General features: G+C 60.7%; 14 protein-coding genes and 1 pseudogene. 4 read left to right on the top strand and 11 right to left on the bottom strand.

The window, feature by feature from the left end; translation table 11 throughout:
• Nucleotides 1-57 precede the first annotated feature (57 nt).
• Nucleotides 58-528 (bottom strand): nitrate reductase associated protein, encoded by a 471-nt coding sequence (locus HV670_RS04315; protein WP_175103419.1) that lies wholly within the window; start codon nt 526-528, stop codon nt 58-60.
• A gap of 170 nt (nt 529-698) precedes the next feature.
• Here HV670_RS04315 and fdhD point away from each other — a divergent pair, with 170 nt between their 5' ends.
• From fdhD to HV670_RS04295, 4 genes are all read left to right on the top strand, one after another.
• Entirely contained in the window at nt 699-1,511 is an 813-nt protein-coding gene (gene fdhD / locus HV670_RS04310) for a formate dehydrogenase accessory sulfurtransferase FdhD (protein WP_175103418.1), read from the top strand.
• Nucleotides 1,512-2,218: 707 nt separating this feature from the next.
• Nucleotides 2,219-3,373, top strand: a complete 1,155-nt coding sequence (locus tag HV670_RS04305) for an ABC transporter substrate-binding protein (RefSeq protein WP_246256982.1) — start codon at nt 2,219-2,221, stop codon at nt 3,371-3,373.
• Between the two features lie 60 nt (nt 3,374-3,433).
• On the top strand, nt 3,434-7,096 hold the full coding sequence (locus tag HV670_RS04300) for a response regulator (RefSeq protein WP_175103417.1): 3,663 nt from the start codon (nt 3,434-3,436) through the stop codon (nt 7,094-7,096).
• A complete protein-coding gene (locus HV670_RS04295; RefSeq protein ID WP_175103416.1) occupies nt 7,093-9,264 on the top strand; it encodes a putative bifunctional diguanylate cyclase/phosphodiesterase in 2,172 nt (723 codons plus the stop codon). The genes HV670_RS04300 and HV670_RS04295 overlap by 4 nt, the downstream gene beginning before the upstream one ends.
• A 142-nt stretch (nt 9,265-9,406) precedes the next feature.
• Here the strand turns inward: HV670_RS04295 and rhuM (HV670_RS31820) are convergent, their stop codons facing one another.
• The 10 genes and pseudogenes from rhuM (HV670_RS31820) to nudB form a co-directional block, all read right to left on the bottom strand.
• Nucleotides 9,407-9,643: a RhuM family protein gene (gene rhuM / locus HV670_RS31820; RefSeq protein ID WP_281362358.1), complete on the bottom strand. Its 237-nt coding sequence runs from the start codon at nt 9,641-9,643 to the stop codon at nt 9,407-9,409.
• Nucleotides 9,597-10,376 carry a RhuM family protein gene (gene rhuM / locus HV670_RS04290; RefSeq protein WP_281362357.1) on the bottom strand — a complete coding sequence of 260 codons (780 nt, stop codon included), beginning with the start codon at nt 10,374-10,376 and terminating at the stop codon, nt 9,597-9,599. Before rhuM (HV670_RS04290) ends, rhuM (HV670_RS31820) begins: the two co-directional genes overlap by 47 nt.
• Nucleotides 10,376-10,659 (bottom strand): annotated as a pseudogene (locus HV670_RS30845) (hypothetical protein); the annotation flags it as partial. The pseudogene HV670_RS30845 and the gene rhuM (HV670_RS04290), both read right to left, overlap by 1 nt.
• Before the next feature lie 168 nt (nt 10,660-10,827).
• On the bottom strand, nt 10,828-11,616 hold the full coding sequence (locus HV670_RS04285; protein ID WP_175103415.1) for an enoyl-CoA hydratase: 789 nt from the start codon (nt 11,614-11,616) through the stop codon (nt 10,828-10,830).
• A gap of 147 nt (nt 11,617-11,763) precedes the next feature.
• Entirely contained in the window at nt 11,764-12,963 is a 1,200-nt protein-coding gene (locus tag HV670_RS04280; RefSeq protein WP_175103414.1) for an acetyl-CoA C-acyltransferase, read from the bottom strand.
• 19 nt (nt 12,964-12,982) lie between these two features.
• Nucleotides 12,983-15,415 (bottom strand): 3-hydroxyacyl-CoA dehydrogenase/enoyl-CoA hydratase family protein, encoded by a 2,433-nt coding sequence (locus tag HV670_RS04275; RefSeq protein WP_175103413.1) that lies wholly within the window; start codon nt 15,413-15,415, stop codon nt 12,983-12,985.
• Nucleotides 15,416-15,438: 23 nt separating this feature from the next.
• Entirely contained in the window at nt 15,439-17,223 is a 1,785-nt protein-coding gene (locus HV670_RS04270; RefSeq protein ID WP_175103412.1) for an acyl-CoA dehydrogenase C-terminal domain-containing protein, read from the bottom strand.
• Between the two features lie 46 nt (nt 17,224-17,269).
• On the bottom strand, nt 17,270-17,875 hold the full coding sequence (locus HV670_RS04265) for a TetR/AcrR family transcriptional regulator (RefSeq protein ID WP_175103411.1): 606 nt from the start codon (nt 17,873-17,875) through the stop codon (nt 17,270-17,272).
• A 125-nt stretch (nt 17,876-18,000) separates the two neighbouring features.
• A complete protein-coding gene (gene clsB, locus HV670_RS04260; protein ID WP_175103410.1) occupies nt 18,001-19,257 on the bottom strand; it encodes a cardiolipin synthase ClsB in 1,257 nt (418 codons plus the stop codon).
• Nucleotides 19,254-19,724 (bottom strand): dihydroneopterin triphosphate diphosphatase, encoded by a 471-nt coding sequence (nudB, locus tag HV670_RS04255; RefSeq protein ID WP_175103409.1) that lies wholly within the window; start codon nt 19,722-19,724, stop codon nt 19,254-19,256. Before nudB ends, clsB begins: the two co-directional genes overlap by 4 nt.
• Between the last annotated feature and the right edge of the window lie 175 nt (nt 19,725-19,899).

Below are 19,899 nucleotides of genomic sequence, written 5' to 3'. Positions count from 1 at the left end.
GCTTGGGCTTGGGCTTGGGCTTGGCCTTGGCCTTGGCCTTGGCCTTGGCCTTGTGAATCAGCTCATGCCGAATTCATGTGCGGCCGCGGCGAAATCGTCGCTGCGGCGTGCCTTGCGGGCCAGCTTGGTCAAGGCATAGCGCTGCGCAACGGACAGGCCGTCCCAGGCGGCCTGGGACGGCCGTTCTTGCCCGTGCTGGGCGGCCTGGCTCACGACGGACTCAGGCACCGCGCGCGGCGAGAGTTCATCGAGGGCGGCGGGTGGCTGACGTTCGACGACGCCGAGCGCATGAGCGCGCACATGGACCTCGAGCAGATCCTCGAAGGCTCGCGCGGCGCCGTCGTCGAGCGACGGTTCGGGACTTGCGAGCGCCGCCCGGGCAGGCTCCGGCAGCGCCTGCCATTGAGCGAGTGTCAGGCGCATGCCGCAGCGGTCGAGATAGAAGCGTACGCCTAGCGGGATGAACGCCAGGGGTTCGGCATGCGCTGTTTCGAAAGAGAACAGATAAGGCTGGGAAGCAAAAGTCATGATCGGCGTCTAAAATGTAGGGCATTCATACGGCTGGACTATCGTGCTAATCGCGCAAATCGCGCTCGCCACCGCAGTCTCGATCATCTCGGCCGTCGCAGCCATGAAAGGCCGCGGAGGATGCATACAGCTCGCACGAGCGCATTGTGACCCGAAACAGGACGTGAAGCATGAGCGATCTCATTACCTTCGAATCCCACACCACCACCATCGTGCCGGTCGTCCGGCACCGGGGCCGGCAAGCCGCCGCGACGACCGACCAGGTCGCGCAGGAATGGCCGGTAGCGATCGTCTGCAACGGCATATCCCATGCCGTCATGATGTGTACGCCCGCCGATCTCGAAGCCTTCGCGCTCGGCTTCGCGCTGACCGAAGGCCTGGTCGCGCGGCGCAGCGACGTGGTGGAACTCGAAATCGAATGGCATGAACAGAGCGCCGAGGTCCAGATGACACTGGTCCAGCACGCGTTTACCGAACTCAAGGTCAAGCGGCGCAGCCTGGCCGGACGTTCGGGTTGCGGCGTATGCGGCATCGAAAGCATCGAACTGCTCGACCTCGAAGCCGAGCCGATCGAGCCGGGCCATTTCCTGGCGAGCCTCGATCCCGAGGCCGTTGCACGAGCGGCCGCGGCCTTGCCCGAGCGGCAGGTACTCCAGAAACAGACCGGTGGTGTTCACGCCGCCGCATGGTGCAATGCGGCCGGCGACATCGTGCATGTCTGCGAGGATGTCGGGCGCCACAATGCGCTCGACAAACTGATCGGCAAGATCGCGTTCGCACGCGAATCGAGCCAGGACGGCTTTGTGTTCCTGTCGAGTCGTGCAAGCTACGAACTCATCCGCAAGGCGGCGCGCGTCGACGTGCCGATGATCGCGACGATTTCCGCGCCGACCTCGCTCGCGATCAATATCGCGAAGCAGGCCGGTATTCGCCTCGTCGCATTCTGCCGCGGCGACGGCTTTGTCGAGTACACGTCGGGCTAAAGGTCGCGCAACTTTTACGGACTTTTAATCCGTTGGCCCCGGATTCGAGTCCCGCCCTGCCTACCAAAGAATTAAGGCACTTAGTTTAGTCGTCGCGACTGGGATTTTTTTCTGCTGGGCGAGATAGATGATGTGCTGCTCAGATCTCTTTCTCTCCGAAATATCTCGGAAAACCGCGATTACCCCATACATGTTGCCGGCGTTATAGCGCAAGGTGGCGTACTTGTGTTCAACGGGAGCAGGTATTGTCTCTGCGCCAGAATACGTCCTCCTGTGCCATTTGTCGTTTCCAGTTGACGCTGTCGAAATTCCAATATTTCGCAAGCTTGTCAAGTAACGTTTCTCCCTATGAATATCCGGCACATTCCGCCGATATTGAAAGAGACCCCTAAGTGGCCGGGTCGCATCTAAATAGTGTGCGGCAATTCATGCGATTGCAGGCGCCATGAATCACCGTCTCCGGTAGCAGATAGTAAAGACTGCGCATTCTCGGTGAATAAATTTCCTCGACGGCGCCGAATTTCCCCGACCAGATGAGCGGGTCAGTGGCTGGATTAACAGATTTCGCAGCACCGTGACAATCCGATCTAAATGAGGCTTCTGCCCTTGCCAATGGATACGGGCAAATGTCGGCTGACCGTGCGTGTTGCGATCGATGTCTGGCAGGCTTTGTCGACCGACGAACCGGAGAGTAAAAGGGGCAATTCATGATCAGGCAATTCCTCATTTTCTTTGTGACTGGCTTAATGTCCGTCGGTCGGCTTTATGCTGCCGAGCCGGGCGTTACCGACACCGAGGTTCGCCTGGGGATGGTCAACGCCCAATCCGGTGAGGCATCGGCATTGGGTCAAGGCATACGCGCGGGTGCACTGGCAGTGTTCAGGGAAGCCAATGCAAATGGTGGAATTTACGGACGACAGATCAATTTGCTGGTGGACGACGATGCGTATGACCCAAACAAGGCAATCGACGCGACGCTAAAAATGATTGCGGAACAAAACGTTTTCGCATTATTCGGATATACCGGCACGCCAACCGCGAATGCTGTCCTCCCTATCGTCAAAGAAACCGGGACGCCGCTCATAGGCCCGTTCACCGGAGCAATGACCTTGCGCAAGCCGGTCATTCCGGAGGTTGTCAATATCCGGGCGAGCTACGATGACGAACTCGAAGTACTGGTCGACCACTTCATCAAGGACAAAGGTGCCAAGCGTTTCACAGTCTTTTACCAAGACGACAGTTTTGGTTTGGCTGTGCTAGCGGGAACGGAAAGGGCTTTGAAACGTCGCGGTATGGATGTCATAGCAAAAGCCGCTTTCCAACGCGGCACGACTGCTGTCAAGGCGGGACTGGGTGCCTTGATCGAAAGCAACCCGGATGTGGTGATCATGGTCGGCACGTATGCATCGCTCTCGGTTTTCATCAAGAGTGCCAAGGCTGAAGGGCTTAAGGCCAGTTTGGCGACGGTGTCCTTTGCCGGAACCGACAACCTGGTGCAACTGGTCGGAGCAAACGGCGATGGAGTCGTAATATCGCAAGTCGTCCCTCTTCCAGGCGATCGCAGCCTGCCGCTCGCCAGAGAATGCGCAGCGCTGCTTGCGAAGCATGTCCCAGGCGAAAAACTCGGATTCGTCAATTTCGAAGGCTGCATTACCGCCAAGATGATGGTGATCGCGCTCGAAAAAGCCGGGCCTGCGTTGACGCGCGCCGGTTTGATCACGGCTTTCGAATCGATCAGGGCGCTGGATATCGGCGGCATGCAAATTGACTTCTCCCAGGAAGATCATCAGGGTTCCGATGCAGTCTTTTTGACCCAGATATCGCAAGGCAAGATCGCATCGATTAAAACGATTCCCCGATAGGGGAAGGAAACGTCTCTCCACCTGTCGAAGCGCGCTGCGTGATACCCAAGTGAGGCTTTCGTGCGAATCAAGACAAAACTGCTCGCCAGCACCTGGCTACTTCTGCTGGGGATGGCGGCGATAGCGGTGGCCAGCCTGTTCGCGCTGAAAAGCGTGGCTTCAAGCGTGCATAGACTGACTACCGAGTCTGTGCCACAGCAATTGAAGATGGGCGAACTGCTGCGCACGACCGAGATAGTTTCAAGCAATTTTCTCAGACTCGGCATGTCGACGGATGGCGCGCAACAGGAACAGTTTTCCGCTGAACTCGATGCCAATATCAAGTCTATCGAAGCCATCACGATTGAAATCCAGCAACTGGACAAGCACTCCATTGAGATCAGGCCGGCCACGTTAAAGGACATGCAAGGCTTGATGAATAACGCGGTCAGTGAGCGTTTGAACGATACGAAGATATTCAGATCCGAGGCTACCAACGTTCAGAACACGCTTGACAGTCTCGAACGATCGATCCGCACCATCGAAACGAAGATCGAAACCTTGAATACTCAGGCAGAGACGGTCGCCACCGAAGCCCAGCGAGCTAGCCTTACGTCATATGAGGGGATAAAAAGACTGACCGATATCCGGTCGCACGTGAAGGACATGATCATCATCATCGGGGAGATTGAAGCAGTAAAGAACCGCTACAAACTCACGCCCTTGAAGGAACGTATGAAGGCTGTGGCCGAAGGAATCGACAATCTTGCTGAAACACAGGGAGAACGAACGGAATCCAGCGCGGTACGCCAGACCATTTCCGCATTGGCCGGACGCGTGCTGGATGACGACAACGGATTGATCGCATTGCGCACGAGGGTATTTGCAGACGCAAAATCGGAAGCCGGATACCAGGCACTCAAGGCCAATATTCTGGACGGTCTCGAGTCCGTCAATCTGCAGATTTCAGATGCGATTGACCCGATCGAGATGCAGCTGGTGGACGAACGCCAGAAGCTTGCGGCGGCCAATCATTTCTTCCAGAACGCCAGGCGCGTGAAAGATACGGCAAGCAGGATCCACATCGATCTTCGCGAGTCGAACGGTGAAGTTGGAAGAGTTATCTCGAGCGCATCCGCCGCGGAATTCCGCATGAAGGCGGCCGGTGCACGGGCCGACAACGCCGAGCTGAGAAAGGGCGCAATTTTATTGTCGACCGAGCTATCAAAAATAGCGCAGAGCGCGTCGATCGCCGACGCAAATTCCATCGGCCAGCTTATCGACATAGTCGATGAGGCGACGGAAAGCATCATTACCGCGAAGGCTCGTGTGCTGGCGAGCGATAGTGCGCTCCTCAGGATCGTTGACCAGATCAATACCATCTCGAAAAGACAGGTGGAGTACGGCGACCTGCAAGTGGAAAGAATCAGCAGCCAGCAACAGGACATGATTGCGAAGGTACAGGAGTCGGAAAACCGTTCCTTCGTGGCTATTTTGATGGCGTCGGCGCTGTTGTCTCTTGCTGGAATCTTTGCCAACACCAAAATTGGAACGACGATTTCCCGCCCCCTTTCGAAGCTGACCGACACTATCGAACGGATACGAGGCGATAGCGATCTCTCGTTGCGCGTGCTGGAACACAGCACGGACGAGATCGGCGTATTGATCAACGGCTTTAACGGCATGCTCGAGAATATCGAGCAACGCGATGCCCAGCTCAAGCTGGTGAGCGAGCAGGCTCAGGCCGGCAACCGGGCGAAGTCCGAGTTTCTGGCCAAGATGAGCCACGAAATCCGCACGCCCATGAACGGCGTACTGGGGATGACCGAGTTATTGCTGCTTACGGAGCTAACCCCGAAGCAACGGCGTTTCCTCGATACGGTATACCGTTCGGGCGAGACGCTGCTCACCATCATCGACGACATTCTGGATTTTTCGAAGATCGAAGCAGGCAAGCTGACACTGGAACATGTCGAATTCAATCTGCGACAGTCGATCGACGACGTGATCGCACTGTTCTCTCATAGCGCCCAACGCAAGGGCCTGAGTCTCGTTGGCCGCGGGAGCGACGATCTTCCGGAACGGGTTCGCGGCGACCCGGTTCGGTTGCGGCAGATCCTCACGAATCTGATCAACAATGCGATCAAGTTCACCGAACGTGGGGGAATTGTCGTCGATGCGTACTGCGACGAGCAGGATCGAATCTGTTTGTCGGTCTCCGACACCGGTATAGGGATCGCGCCGGAGATCGCCGCGAACCTGTTTCAACCTTTCCGGCAGGCGGACAGTTCGACTTCGCGCAAGTACGGCGGGACCGGCCTCGGGCTCTCTATCTCCAGACAGCTTGCCGAATTGATGGGCGGGACGATAGCGTTGGAGACGACACCCGGTAAAGGTTCGACGTTCTCGGTTGCGCTGCGCCTCGAGCGGCTCACCGGCAAGGGCTCGTTCGTGGCCCCCGCCGTACGAGGCTCCCTCGCCGGCAGGAGCGTATTGATTGTCGACGACGGCGCGACCGACCGCAGCATTTTGCTGGAACACGCACGCGAATGGAGCATGAATGCGACGAGCGCCTCGAACGGCGTCGAAGCATTGAATCATCTGCGAGACGCGACGGCCAACGGCAGGCTCTTCGACGTGGCGATCATCGACGTGCGAATGCCAGTGATGGATGGCATCGAACTGGTCCGGGCGATTAGAGCCGACGCTGCGCTCGCGCCACTGAGCATCGTCCTGCTCACCTCATTCGACGCTTCGGACAATTTCGGCCTTGCGCGCCAGCTGGGCGTTAGCCACTGTCTTAGCCGACCGGTACGTGGATCCGATCTCTATGCCAGCATCGCAGCGGCAATCGGTTTTGCCACGCCAGATACCGCGCCGTACGCAGGCACGGGCGTCACTCCGACATCGATTCCGGCACCCGCGTCCACTGCGCCTTGCTGCGCCAAGGCAACGACCCGGGTGCTATTGGCGGAGGACAACGCAGTCAATCAGGAAATCGCGGTGGCGATGCTCGAGGGCGCGGGGTACAGCGTCACCGTCGCCGGGAACGGTCTTGAGGTGCTGTCGACACTCGCGAACAACGAATTCGATATCGTATTGATGGATTGTCAAATGCCCGAAATGGACGGCTTTGTGGCAACTCGCACGCTACGCCGGCAAGAACTCGAAACGGGTCGCCGACGCATTCCCATCATTGCGATGACCGCAAACGTCGTTAGCGGCGACAAGGAACGCTGCCTTGAAGCAGGCATGGACGATTACGTTTCCAAACCCGTGCGCCGTGATGTCTTGCTGGCGACTCTTGTGCACTGGATCAAGCCCACGGAAATCGCGCGAGACGGTTTTGGGATCAACGCCCCTGACGCGGCAGCCTCCCACGAGAGTGACCCGGTCACAATCGATCCTAAAGCACTGCAAGCGTTGCGCGACCTGCAAAAACCCGGCCGACCCGACGTGCTCACCCGGGTTATCGACCTGTTTGTGCTCGACGCACCCCGCCTGCTCGCCGCGATGCACGACGCCTTCGTGGCGGGCGACGCTGAAGCTTTGCGGTACGCCGCGCACACACTGAAATCGACCAGCGCGAACGTCGGCGCCGTTGTACTTCAGGCGAAATGTCGTGAAATCGAGCAACTCGCGCGCACTTCCGGGGTCGCCGCAGCGAGTACACCGCTAGGCAGTGTGCCGGCGGAGCTCGAACGCGTCCTCGCGGCGCTAGCATTGGAAAAGGTGGCGGCATGAACGAAGAAACCAAAGACCTGCCGTTGGTCCTCATTGTCGATGACGACGCGATGACCCGCATGCTTGTTGTGGAGGCGCTCGAGCCCGAAGGTTTTCGTGTGGAAGAAGCTGCAAGCGGCATTGAAGGCATTGCGGCATTCCAGCGTCGTCGTCCCGACGCGATACTGCTGGACGTCAGCATGCCCGGAATGGACGGATTCGAATGTTGCAGGCGTATCCGTGGATTACCCGACGGCGAGCGCATTCCGATTGTCGTTCTCACCGGCAACGACGACGATGAGTCCATTACCTGTGCCTTTGAAGCAGGCGCAACCGACTTCGTCTCCAAGCCAATGCGCTGGAAATTGCTCGGCTATCGCATGCGTTACCTGTTACGCGCGAGCACCGTGCTTGAAGATCTGGCGCGCAGCAAGGCAAGCCTCGCATTTGCCCAGGAGTTGGCGCACGTCGGCAGCTGGGAATATCGCGTAGGAAGCACCGAGGGCTCCTGGTCACCGGAGCTGTTCCGCATACTAGGGCTTGATCCGGAAACCGATCCTTCGAACTTCAATTGCCTGATACAACGCGTACCCGAAGAGGAACGTCCCCAGTTGAATCACGCATTCATGAATCTGCATGCCGCGGGCCTCAAATTCGGACTGGAACATCGCATTTTTCGTCCGGACGGCAGCGAACGATTTGTCCTGCAGCGGGCCGAAGCATTCTGCGAGCAAGATCGCACTGTAGTGCTGCGCGGCACCTTGCAGGACATTACGGAACGCAAGATGCACGAAGCCCAGATCGAATATCTGGCCAACCATGACGCGCTGACCGATCTGCCGAACCGCAATCTGCTGAGCGACCGCATTGCACAATCAATCGCTCAGGCGCATCGCGCCGTGCAGCGCCTGGTTGTGATGCTGCTCGATCTGGATCGATTCAAGTTCATCAACGACAATTTTGGCCACCCTGTGGGAGATGGCCTGCTGCAGGCAGTCGCGGCCAGACTAAAGGGCGCGGTGCGCGAAGGCGATACCCTGGCAAGGCTGGGAGGAGATGAGTTTGTCATCGTGATGCCGGCGCTCACGTCGACTGAGAACGTAGAGCTCGCCGCCAGGAAAGTGCTGGATGTGTTTTCTCTGCCATTCGTCGTGGAAGGCCACGAGTTGCATGTGACGACGAGTATAGGGGTGAGCGTCTACCCGGAAGGAGGCACCCGCAGCGAGATGCTGCTCAAGACTGCCGATGCCGCGCTGTACAGCGCAAAAGACAGCGGCAGAAACTGCTATCAGATCTATACATGCGCAATGGGTGTTCAGGTGGAGGAACAGGCGGAACTCATCAATGCGCTACACCAGGCTATCGTGCAGCACGAACTGGAACTCTACTATCAACCCAAGGTGGATCTTGGAAGTGGGCGGGTCAGCGGTCTTGAAGCGCTGCTACGCTGGCGTCGTCCGGGAATCGGGTTGATCCCGCCAGATAGTTTCATTCCTCTCGCGGAAGAGACAGGATTGATCATACCGATTGGCGAATGGGTACTGAGGACTGCCTGCGCCCAGGCGAAGGCGTGGCACGACGCCGGACATCCTGATTTGATCATGGCGGTTAACGTGTCCGCACGGCAGTTTCGGCAGCAAAACGTGCCGCAACTCGTTCTGAGTGCCCTTGCTGAAAGCGGACTCGCGGCCAGATATCTGGAACTGGAGTTGACCGAAAGCGTGCTCATGCGAGACAGGGAAACAGCCGTGAAAGCGTTGCGACAACTCAAGGAAATCGGAGTCGTGCTGGCGCTGGACGACTTCGGCACCGGATACTCGAGTCTCTCGTATCTAAAGGAATTTTCGTTCGACGTCGTCAAGATCGATAGATCGTTCATCTGCGACGTCACCACCGATGACGGGGCATCGCTTGCCAGGTCGATCATCGCAATGGCTGAGTCTCTCCACATGACGACCGTTGCCGAGGGCGTGGAAACGGAAGGTCAGTTGAATTTCCTGAACACCAATCGATGCGACACGATGCAAGGCTATTACTTCAGCCGCCCGTTGCCGGCAAACGAAATGAGCGCGCTGCTTGGCGCAGGAACGCGTCTACCTGCGGACAGCTGTCGCCGTGCCCCTATGAGGCATACCCTGGCGCTTGCAGGCAACGATGAGGTGAAGCTACTCCCCGAAACCAACACATAGCGCAGGCAACTCCGCCCCTGATAGAGCATGCCCCCAGCAAAGACTGCGACCAGCAGTGCCGACAGGAGGATATTTCGCGGACGGCGGTCGAAATGGAACGCTTGCAGCGAGACAGCACGGCCGTCAAAGACACGCCATCACATTACTTTTTGCGTTCCTCAGATTTCTTTTCGAGCTGTCGCTCGATTTGCTCCAGAGCATCAACATCCTCCGCATCTGCCGCCAAGCGCTCGGCTGTGCGACGCCGATAGTCGAATTCAGCATAGCGTTCGAGTGCCAATCGCTCAGCAACCTGCGCGCTGACCTTTCCTGCATGGGTCAGAATCTCGCGCTCATTGAACTGAAGAAAGGCATCGAGCCTGCTTTCCCACTCGTTCATTGTCATGGCTTGCGTCGGCGTGCCATGTCTTCCGCATTTCCGGCTGCTGAAGGTAATTCTTGGCGACCGTGACATCCCCTTGGCGCACCCGACTGCCCTTGAACGTGCTAAGTCCCATGTTCGGCTGCGCGGCGTCGGCGCGGCCGGAGATCAGCTCAGCCGCCGTATGCCCTGTAATGGCCCACAGCATCTTGTTCTGGACCTTTTGAAAGAACAATTGCGCTGCGGCGGATTTGCCGTCGTAGTCGACCGCAGTGACGTAGATGTCTCGAACCTTTTGATAGAAGCGCTTCTCGGACGCACGAATGTCCCGGATGCGTTCGAGCAACTCGTCGAAGTAGTCCCAGCCACCCGGCTCTTTGAGGCGTTCGTCGTCCATGACGAAGCCCTTGATCAAATACTCCCGAAGATGAGTGGTCGCCCATTGGCGAAACTGTGTGCCGCGCAACGATCGCACTCGATAGCCTACGGCCAAGGTCATGTCGAGGTTGTACGCCTTGATCTTGTAATTTTTGCCATCAGAGGCAGTTGTCAAGTATTCCTTGACCACTGCTGTTTCGACCAGCTCTCCCTCCGCAAGTACGTTCTTGATATGCAAACTGATATTTTGCTTGGAGGTCTGGAACAAGTCCGCCATCTCCAGTTGGCTAAGCCAGACGGTCCCACCCTCGGCTCGAAGGCGGATACTGGCGGTGCCATCATCAGTCGTGTAAAGAATCAATTCGCCAGCCATCAAGCTACCTTGTCGTTCAACTTGGATAGAGCGGATGCCGTCGTGTGCGACGACGCCATAGATGGGATGCCGGCCTGCTCCAGCATCCAGGATTCGATCTTATCGTGCCACATGCGGAGGAGGTCGAGCGGTCGGCGCCGATAATGCTTCTCGGCAAATGCTGTCGGCCTATGCCCCTGGATTGTGCGACCACACCAAAAGGACACTCAGCCCACTCCGAGAGCGTTCCGAACGAACGGCGCAGCCCCTGGATGGTAACGTGCGGGATTCCAACAGCTGCAAGAGAACGGCGAGCCGCGCGTTGACCGAAAACTCGCCCAAGACCTCGTTGAAGACTACTTTCGAGCGTTGTTTTCGAGACGAATGCGCGCGGCCCTCGCTGCAGCGCAAGTCTCCCCCGCATCTGCGCCTCGCCAGCCCATGCAACGATCGCAGCGTCCGGATCAACCGTTCAATCGAACTTCGAAAAGTCCGCCCGCCGCTTCTCGGCGAATGCCGTCAGCGCCTCGCGCGCTTCCGGTGCCAACAACATCTTGCTGAACTGCACGCCCTCCTCGACGATCCGCGCAAGGATTGCCTCGCGGTTTGCATCCTTCATCAGACTCTTTGTCGCACGCAACGACGACGGCGGCAGCGCGGCGAGCTTCTTCGCCTGCCCGAGCGCAAACGCATTGAGCCTCTCGACCGGCAACACGCGGTTCACGAGCCCCATGTCCAGGGCCTCGCTCGCATCGAACGCCTCGCCAAGCAATAGCTTCTCGGCCGCGCGGTGATAGCCGGCCAATTGCGGCAGCAAGATGCTCGAGGCCGCTTCGGGACACAGGCCCAACTGCGCGAAGGGCAGCGAGAAGCGTGCATTCTCGGCCGCATAGACGAGGTCGCAATGGAGCAGCATCGTCGTGCCGATGCCGATGGCCGCACCCGCGACCGCCGCGACGACCGGCTTGCGCGTGCTCGCGATACCCTGCAGGAACTGGAACACCGGCGCATCCTGCCCGCTCGGCGGGTTCTTCATGAAATCAGCCAGGTCATTGCCCGCGCAGAACACGGTCTCGTCGCCACGCAGCAGGATCGCGCGCACGGCCGGATCCGCAGCCGCCTCGGCAAGCCCATCGGCCATCGCCCGATACATCGCGACCGTGATCGCGTTCTTCTTCGCCACGCGATTGAACGCGATCGTCAGGACGCCTTCGTCCCGGCTCACGATGATATCGGTGCCTGTTTCCACTTTTGTCTCCATGTCCGTCTCCTTGACTGCGATTCACTGCTCGAAGCGCGTGTCACCTGCATGGAAGTGCGGACGAAGGCGCTTCAGGCCCGGCCCATATAGACAAACGGCCTGCACACCGGCAGGCCGTTCGAGGCGCACGGCCCGCCCATCAGCCCGTCAAACGCGCTCGAGAATACCCGCCGCGCCCATGCCCGTCCCAACACACATCGTCACCATGCCGTACTTCAGGTTATGCCGGCGCAGCGCATGCACGACGGTTGCCGCGCGGATCGCGCCGGTCGCGCCGAGCGGATGGCCGAGCGCAATCGCACCGCCCATCGGGTTGACCTTCGAGCGGTCGAGACCCAGGTCCTGGATCACCGCGAGCGACTGCGCGGCGAACGCTTCGTTGAGTTCGAGCCAGTCGATGTCGTCCTGCTTGAGACCGGCCGCCTTGAGCGCCGCGGGAATCGCTTCCTTCGGCCCGATCCCCATGATCTCAGGCGGCACACCGCGTACGGCGAAGCTCACAAAGCGCGCGAGCGGTGTCAGGTTGAACTGCTTGAGGATCTTCTCCGACACGACGATCAGCGCGCCCGAACCGTCCGAGGTCTGCGAGCTGTTGCCCGCAGTGACCGAACCCTTGTTCGCGAAGACGGTACGCAGTTTCGCGAGTCCCTCGATCGACGTATCGGCACGCGGACCTTCGTCGAGCCGGATCTCGCGCTCGCGGATCCTGACCTCTCCGCTCGACAGGTCGGGCGTACGCTCGAGCACCGTGAACGGCGCGATCTCGGCATCGAATTCACCGGCCTGCTGCGCTTTCAGTGCCTTCTGGTGCGACTCGAGTGAGAACTGGTCCTGTGCATCGCGGCTGATCTTCCATTGCTCGGCCACGCGTTCGGCGGTGAGACCCATGCCGTAGGCGATCCCGATATTCTCGTCGCGCTCGAAGATATGCGGCGACATCGACGGCTTGTTGCCCATCATCGGCACCATGCTCATCGACTCGACCCCGCCGGCGATCATCACGTCCGACTCGCCGACGCGGATACGGTCGGCCGCCATCGCAAGCGCGGTCACCCCGGAAGCGCAGAAGCGGTTCACCGTGACGCCGCCGACCGTGTTCGGCAGACCCGACAGCAACGCACCGAGGCGCGCGATGTTCAGGCCCTGCTCGCCTTCGGGAATCGCGCAGCCGATGATCGCATCTTCGATCAGGCTGGTATCGAGCCCCGGCACCTGCGCGAGCGCCGAACGGATCGCGTGCACCAGCAGTTCGTCGGGACGTGTGTTGCGCAACGCGCCGCGCGGCGCCTTGCCGATCGGCGTGCGGCTCGCCGCGACGATATAGGCATCCTGTAAATGTTTGCTCATGTCGTGCTCCTGTTTGCGCTTAGTTGCGGACCGGTTTGCCGGTCTGCAACAGGCCCATGATCCGTTCCTGCGTCTTGGCCATGCCGAGCAGTTCGACAAAGGCCTTGCGCTCGAGTTTGAGCAGCCATTCCTCATCGACGAGACTGCCCGTCTCGATATCGCCACCGCATACGCATTCGGCGATCTTGCCCGCGATCAGGTCGTCATGTGCCGAGATAAAGCGGCCATCACGCATATTGACGAGCTGCGCCCTGATCGTCGCGATGCCCGCGCGTCCCGCGACCGGAATCGCGCGTGCGCGCAGCGGCGGACGATAGCCGGCCTCGGCGAGCGCCCGTGCTTCACGCTTGGCCGTGTGCAGCAGTTCGAACACATTGAATACGATCGTGTCCGACGGCTTCAGGTAGCCCATCGTGCGCGCCTCGAGCGCCGAGGTCGAGACCTTCGCGGTGGCCGCGTTGGTGAACGACTTCGTCAGGAATTGCAGATAGTTGTTGCTGTCGGCGGCTTGCGCGGCCTCGGCCGCGCGCAGCGCGGCTTCCTTGAGACCGCCGCCGGCCGGCACGAGACCCACGCCGATTTCGACCAGACCGAAGTAGCTCTCGACATGCGCGACACGCTTCGCGCTATGCAGCGACAGTTCGCAGCCGCCGCCGAGCGCGATGCCCGCCACCGCGGCGACCACCGGCACGTTCGCGTACTTGATGCGCATCATGCCGTCCTGGAACTTCTTGACGAACGGTTCGATCCCCTTCGCGCCGCCCGACATGAAGGCCGGCATCGCCTCCTCGAGGTTCGCGCCCGCCGAGAACGGGCCGCCCGGCGTGCCGAGTTTCAGCGAGGTCGGCTGCCAAATCACGACGCCCTTGTACGACTGCTCGGCGAGGCCGATCGCCTGGGCGATGCCGTCGAGCACCGACGGTCCGATCGTGTTCATCTTGCTCTTGAACGAGACGATCACGACATCGTCCTCGCCCGCGCGATCGTCGACCCACGCACGCACGGTATCCGTCTCGAACAGGGTCTTGCCGTACTTGAGTGGGTCCGCGGCCGCCGCGCCGAATACGGGCGCACGGAAGACCTGGCGCTCGTAGACCGCCAGTGCGCTGCGCGGCACGAAGTCGTCCGCCGCGGGCGAATAGGAACCGGCCGCCGCATGCACGCCCTTGTTCTCGGCCACTTTGCCAGCAAACACCCAGGCCGGCAGCGGCACGTTCGCAAGCGCCTTGCCCGCCTCGATATCGGCCTTGACCCACTCGGCAACCTGCTGCCAGCCCGCGGCCTGCCAGCCCTCGAACGGGCCTTCGTTCCAGCCGAAACCCCAGCGGATCGCGAGGTCGACATCGCGTGCGTTGTCGGCAATCGATTCGAGATGGACGGCGATGTAGTGGAACACGTCGCGGAAGATCGACCACAGGAACTGCGCCTGTGCGTTCTCCGATTCGCGCAGCAGCTTGAGGCGCTCGGCCGGCGGCCGCTTGAGGATGCGGCCCACGAGTTCGTCGGCCTTGCCGGCGGACTCGACATACTCGCCCTTGACCGGGTCGAGCACCTTGATGACCTTGCCTTCCTTCTTGTAAAAGCCCGCGCCGCTCTTCTGCCCCAGCGCATTCTTCTCGACCAGCGCCTTGAGCACGGCCGGCGTCTGGTAGACAGGGTAGAACGGATCGTCGGCGAGCGTGTCCTGCATCGTCTTGATCACGTGGGCCATCGTGTCGAGACCGACCACGTCGGCCGTGCGGAACGTCGCGGACTTCGCGCGGCCCAGGCGTGCACCGGTCAGGTCGTCGACCACGTCGAAGCCCAGACCGAACTTGCCCGCTTCGGCGACCACGGCGAGGATCGAGAAGATCCCGACACGATTCGCGATGAAGTTCGGCGTGTCCTTCGCGCGCACGACGCCCTTGCCGACCACGCTCGTCAGGAAGGTTTCGAGATCGTCGAGGATCGCCGGCGCGGTCGTCGCGGTCGGGATCAGTTCGACCAGATGCATGTAGCGCGGCGGGTTGAAGAAGTGCACGCCGCAAAAGCGCGCCTTGAGCGTGTCGTCGAATCCTTCGGACAAGGCCGTGATCGAGAGGCCCGACGTGTTCGATGCGAAGATCGCATTCGCGCCGAGCGCGGGCGCGACCTTCTTGTAGAGGTCGTGCTTCCAGTCCATGCGTTCGGCGATCGCCTCGATCACGAGGTCACAATCCTTGAGCTTGTCGAGGTCCTCCTCGTAGTTCGCGGGCTCGATGTACTGCGCGTCTTCCTTGATGCCGAAGGGTGCCGGGCTCAGCTTCTTGAGGTTCTCGATCGCCTTGAGCGCGATCGCGTTTTTCGGGCCTTCTTTCGCGGGCAGGTCGAACAGCAGGACCGGCACCTTCGCGTTGACGAGGTGCGCGGCGATCTGCGCTCCCATCACGCCGGCGCCGAGTACCGCGACCTTGCGAATGATCAGATTGCTCACAGGAATTCTCCGGATTGGACAGGTCAGAACAGTTCGGCTTCGAGATCCATCAGCGGCTTGACGCCGGCGCGCGCCGCGCGGATCTGGAAGGCCGTCTCGGGCAGCAGTTTCGCGAAATAGAAACGTGCGGTCGCGAGCTTCGACTTGTAGAAGGGATCGTCGTTCGCCTGCTTGTCGAGCGCGATACGCGCCATGCGTGCCCAGAAGTACGCGAATACGACGTGGCCCGCGACCCGCAGGTAAGGCACCGCGGCCGCGCCGATTTCGTCGGGGTTGGCCATCGCCTTCATGCCAATTTCCATGGTCAGCTTTTGCAGCTTTTCACCGACGTCGGCGAGCGGGTTGATGAACTCCTGCATCTCCGATTTCACGCCTTCCTGCTCGACGAAGTCCTGCACGATGCGACCAAACTTCTTCATCTTCGCGCCCATGTCGCCGAGTACTTTGCGACCGAGCAGATCGAGCGACTGGATCGTGTTCGTGCCCTCGTAGATCATGTTGATCCGGGCGTCGCGCACGTACTGCTCCATGCCCCATTCGCGGATGAAGCCGTGGCCGCCGAACACCTGCAGCGCATGATTGGTCGACTCGAATGCGTTGTCCGTCAGGAAGGCCTTGATGATCGGTGTAAGCAGCGCGACGAGGTCGGCCGCATCCTTGCGGACGCTCTCGTCCTCGTGCGACAGTTCCTTGTCGATCTGCAGCGCGATCCAGTATGAGAATGCGCGACCGCCCTCGGCATAGGCCTTTTGCGTCAGCAGCATCCGACGCACATCGGGATGCACGATGATCGGGTCGGCTGGCTTGTCCGGCGCTTTCGGACCGCTCAGCGAACGCATCTGCAGGCGTTCCCTCGCGTAGGCCAGCGAGTTCTGATAGGCGACCTCAGTCAAGCCGAGACCCTGCATGCCGACGCCGAGGCGCGCGGCATTCATCATCACGAACATCGCATTGAGCCCTTTGTTCGGCTCGCCGACGAGCGTGCCGAGCGCATCGTCGAGATTCATCACGCAGGTCGAATTACCGTGGATGCCCATCTTGTGCTCGATCGAGCCGCACTTGATGCCGTTGCGCGCACCGATCCCGCCGTCGGCCGTCGGATTGAACTTGGGCACCGCGAACAGCGAAATGCCCTTCGTGCCGACCGGCGCGTCGGGCAGGCGTGCGAGCACGAGGTGGACGATGTTCTCGGCGAGGTCATGCTCGCCGCTCGAGATGAAGATCTTGGTGCCGGTGATCCGGTAGGTGCCGTCGGCCTGCGGCTCGGCCTTCGTGCGCAGCATGCCGAGGTCGGTGCCGCAATGCGGCTCGGTGAGGCACATGGTGCCGGTCCATTCGCCGGAGACGAGCTTCGCAAGGTAGACCCGCTTCTGCTCGTCGGTGCCATGCGTATGCAGGCACTCATAGGCGCCGTGCGAGAGACCCGGGTACATGGTCCAGGCCTGGTTCGCCGAGTTTGCCATTTCGAACAAGGCGTTGTTGACGAACCTCGGCAGGCCCTGCCCGCCAAAGTCGGGGTTGCAGGCCAACGCGGGCCAGCCTGCTTCGACATACTGTCGATAGGCCTGCTTGAAGCCCTTGGGCGTCGTGACCTCGCCGTCGTTCCAGTGGCAGCCTTCGAGGTCGCCGCTCTGGTTCAACGGAAAAATCACGTCGGCGCAAAACTTGCCGGCTGCCTCGATCACCTGATTGACGGTGTCGGCGTCGATCTCCGCATACGCGGGCATCTGCTTGAGTTCGCTTTCGACGTCGAGCAGTTCGTGCAGGACGAATTGCATATCGCGCAGTGGCGCGGCGTACTGACCCATGTGTCTCTCCAGGATTATCGAGCTTGTCGAACAGCACCGCTGCGGTCTACCGCGTGGTGGCGCCGCTCCGATACGAATCGAATTGCTTCTCGAGTGCGCGGCGCGTCAGCTCGACAGCATCGGGCAAGCGCAGGAAGCGCCCGTCGTGGTGCAGGCCAAGTGTCAGGCTGTACAGTTCGAGCAGCATCATCTGCGGATCGGTATCGGCCCGCAGATGGCCTTCCTCCATCGCCTGGCGAATCGCGCGCAGCAGCGCGTTGCGCCAGATCGTCACGCTGTGTACGAGTTCGACCCGAACCGGGCTTTCGGCGCGATCGTCGTACTCGACGGCGCCGCTGATGTAAATGCAGCCGGTCGTCACTTCCTGCACGCGCTTGTCGATCCAGCGCCACATCATCGCGTGCAGGCGCGGCAGGCCGCGCGCCTCCTTCAGTGCCGGATAGAACACTTCCTGCTCGAAACGGCGGTGGTATTCCTTGACGACTTCCACCTGCAAATCCTCGCGCGAGCCGAAGTGTGCGAACACACCGCTCTTGCTCATCTGCATGCGTTCCGCGAGCAGGCCGATGGTCAGTCCCTCCAGACCATCCCGGCTCGCCAGTTCCAACGCTGCGTCAAGAATGGCAGCCCGCGTTTGTTCGCCTTTTCGCATAGCCTCTTTTTCAATCGATCAACCGTTCATGCCCTTAAAAAAGAACGGCCGTACTATTGTGTGTCTCCAGCCGCCTTAGTCACAAGCACTTTATTAGAAACGGGGGTCTAACCGGCGGCCGACTGTTAGTCGTACTCGCCCACCGTCAGCATTTTCATTGCCACGCGGTAGGCGTTATAGGTGAACCAATTCAGCAGGCGCTCCGGAAGAGGCCGCGCCGCATAGAGCCGCGGGTCGATCTTGGGCGACTCCTCGAACGCCGCGAGGATCGCGTCGCGCAATTCGCCGACTTCCGGGGCGTTGGCGATGATGACATTGGCCTCGTGATTGAGCAGGAGGCTCAGGGCATCGAGGTTCGACGAGCCGACCGTCGCCCAGCTCCCGTCGATCACCGCGACCTTGCCGTGCAGCATCGTCTTGTCGTACTCGGCGATCTGGGCGCCGGCGCGCAGCAGCATGCCGTAGAGCAGCGGCACCGCATAGTCGAGCAAACGGAATTCCTTGCGCCCGATCAGCAGCTTGACACGCAGGCCACGCTTCGCGGCGCTGACCAGCGCGCCGCGCAGCTTGTGGCCGGGCATGAAATAGGGATTGGCGAGCACGATTTCCTCGCGCGCATGGCCAATCGCGTGCAAGTAGGCCCGTTCGATCGTGCGGCGCCGGTTCAGGTTGTCGCGTGCGACAAAGGCAAGCTGTGGCGGGCTCGGCGGCGCCTCCACGCGCGCGGGCCCGCCGTCGCGCACGAAGGTCAGCGTACGGCGCAAGGTGGCGCGGACCGGGTTCGAGTCGAGTCGCTGCCACTGCTGCTCGAACGCGGCATGGACCTCGGCCGCGACGGGACCGGCGATCTCGAGCGCGAAATCCCAGCGCGGCTGATCGAGTTTCACGCCCTCGTTTTCCAAGTCGTCGACGATATTGATGCCGCCGACGAAGGCGATCTCGCCGTCGATCGACGCAATCTTGCGGTGCGTGCGAGAGAAACCGAAACGGCCGAACAGGTGCGGATTGAAGATCCGGAACCGCACACCGTGCGCCCGCCAGTCGTCGTAGTAGGGCAGATTCTGCGCCGTGCCGACACCATCGGTGATGACGCGCACCGACAGGCCGCGCCGCGCCGCTTCGACAAGCGCGGCCGAGACCTGGGCTCCCGCGGCATCGGCACAGAACATATAGACCTCGAGCACGACGGTCTTGCGTGCGGTCCGGATCCGCTCGATCAGTGTGGCGAAATAGTCCGTACCCGATTGAAACAGGCGAAGCCGATTGCCAGCCGAGAAACGCAGGCGCGCCCCACGGCGGCTGCGCACCAGGGCGCGGTTGAATTCGCCGCCCGGGACTTCCAGCTCGTTGGCGTCCTGCAGGACCGGCGTCTCGTTCGTCATGCGGTGGCTCGCAGGCGGTCGGGCAACTGGAGGATCGCCTCCGCATTCGAGCGCGAGAAACAGCGGGCCGCAGCGTCGCGGTAGGGTAGCCAGACATGGGCGGTGTGTTCGCCCGGCGCAAGGGTGATCTCGCATTCGCCCTGCAAGGTCAGGCCGAACCAGTGCTCGGTGTTGCGCACCACGCCAAGTTCGTAGCGATGTCGCCAGATCGGATAGATCTCGTAGTCGATCGTATGCCGCCAGTCGACCAGTGCGCTCGCCGGCACGTCGGGCGTGCCGACCAGGATGCCGGTCTCCTCGGCCACCTCACGCGCGGCAACCGCCGCAAGCGGTTCGTCGAGGCGATCTTTCGAACCGGTGACCGATTGCCAGAAGCCCACCCGGTCGGCGCGTTCGATCAACAGCACCTCGAGCTCGACGGTGTGGACCACGACGAGGACGGATTCTGGGATTTTGAAGGGCCGCATTGCGCTTGTCGAAGTTCGAACACCATAACGATAGCAGGCAAGCGGGCAGTGAGTGTGGCAAGTGAGTGGCGAGCTTTCGTCGATCGTTGAACGACAAAACCCCACGCCTCGAAAGACGTGGGGTCTCGTTTTCGTTCCGGGGGGCTTCACTGAACCCCTGCGGCGACAGCTCTGC

It is taken from the genome of Pararobbsia alpina (assembly GCF_902859895.1).
GTDB classification, from domain to species: Bacteria; Pseudomonadota; Gammaproteobacteria; order Burkholderiales; family Burkholderiaceae; genus Pararobbsia; species Pararobbsia alpina.
Note: the sequence above shows the minus strand (reverse complement) of the source record. Positions and strands in the feature narration are given on the sequence as shown.

Bases quoted from the DNA above. Each gene is read 5' to 3' on its own strand.
- rhuM (WP_281362358.1), bottom strand. From the start codon at position 9,643: ATGAACGAGTGGGAAAGCAGGCTCGATGCCTTTCTTCAGTTCAATGAG.
- clsB (WP_175103410.1), bottom strand. From the start codon at position 19,257: ATGACGAACGAGACGCCGGTCCTGCAGGACGCCAACGAGCTGGAAGTC.
- rhuM (WP_281362357.1), bottom strand. From the start codon at position 10,376: ATGGCTGGCGAATTGATTCTTTACACGACTGATGATGGCACCGCCAGT.
- HV670_RS04305 (WP_246256982.1), top strand. From the start codon at position 2,219: ATGATCAGGCAATTCCTCATTTTCTTTGTGACTGGCTTAATGTCCGTC.
- HV670_RS04265 (WP_175103411.1), bottom strand. From the start codon at position 17,875: ATGCGAAAAGGCGAACAAACGCGGGCTGCCATTCTTGACGCAGCGTTG.
- HV670_RS04280 (WP_175103414.1), bottom strand. From the start codon at position 12,963: ATGAGCAAACATTTACAGGATGCCTATATCGTCGCGGCGAGCCGCACG.
- fdhD (WP_175103418.1), top strand. From the start codon at position 699: ATGAGCGATCTCATTACCTTCGAATCCCACACCACCACCATCGTGCCG.
- HV670_RS04315 (WP_175103419.1), bottom strand. From the start codon at position 528: ATGACTTTTGCTTCCCAGCCTTATCTGTTCTCTTTCGAAACAGCGCAT.
- HV670_RS04295 (WP_175103416.1), top strand. From the start codon at position 7,093: ATGAACGAAGAAACCAAAGACCTGCCGTTGGTCCTCATTGTCGATGAC.
- HV670_RS04270 (WP_175103412.1), bottom strand. From the start codon at position 17,223: ATGGGTCAGTACGCCGCGCCACTGCGCGATATGCAATTCGTCCTGCAC.
- HV670_RS04285 (WP_175103415.1), bottom strand. From the start codon at position 11,616: ATGGAGACAAAAGTGGAAACAGGCACCGATATCATCGTGAGCCGGGAC.
- nudB (WP_175103409.1), bottom strand. From the start codon at position 19,724: ATGCGGCCCTTCAAAATCCCAGAATCCGTCCTCGTCGTGGTCCACACC.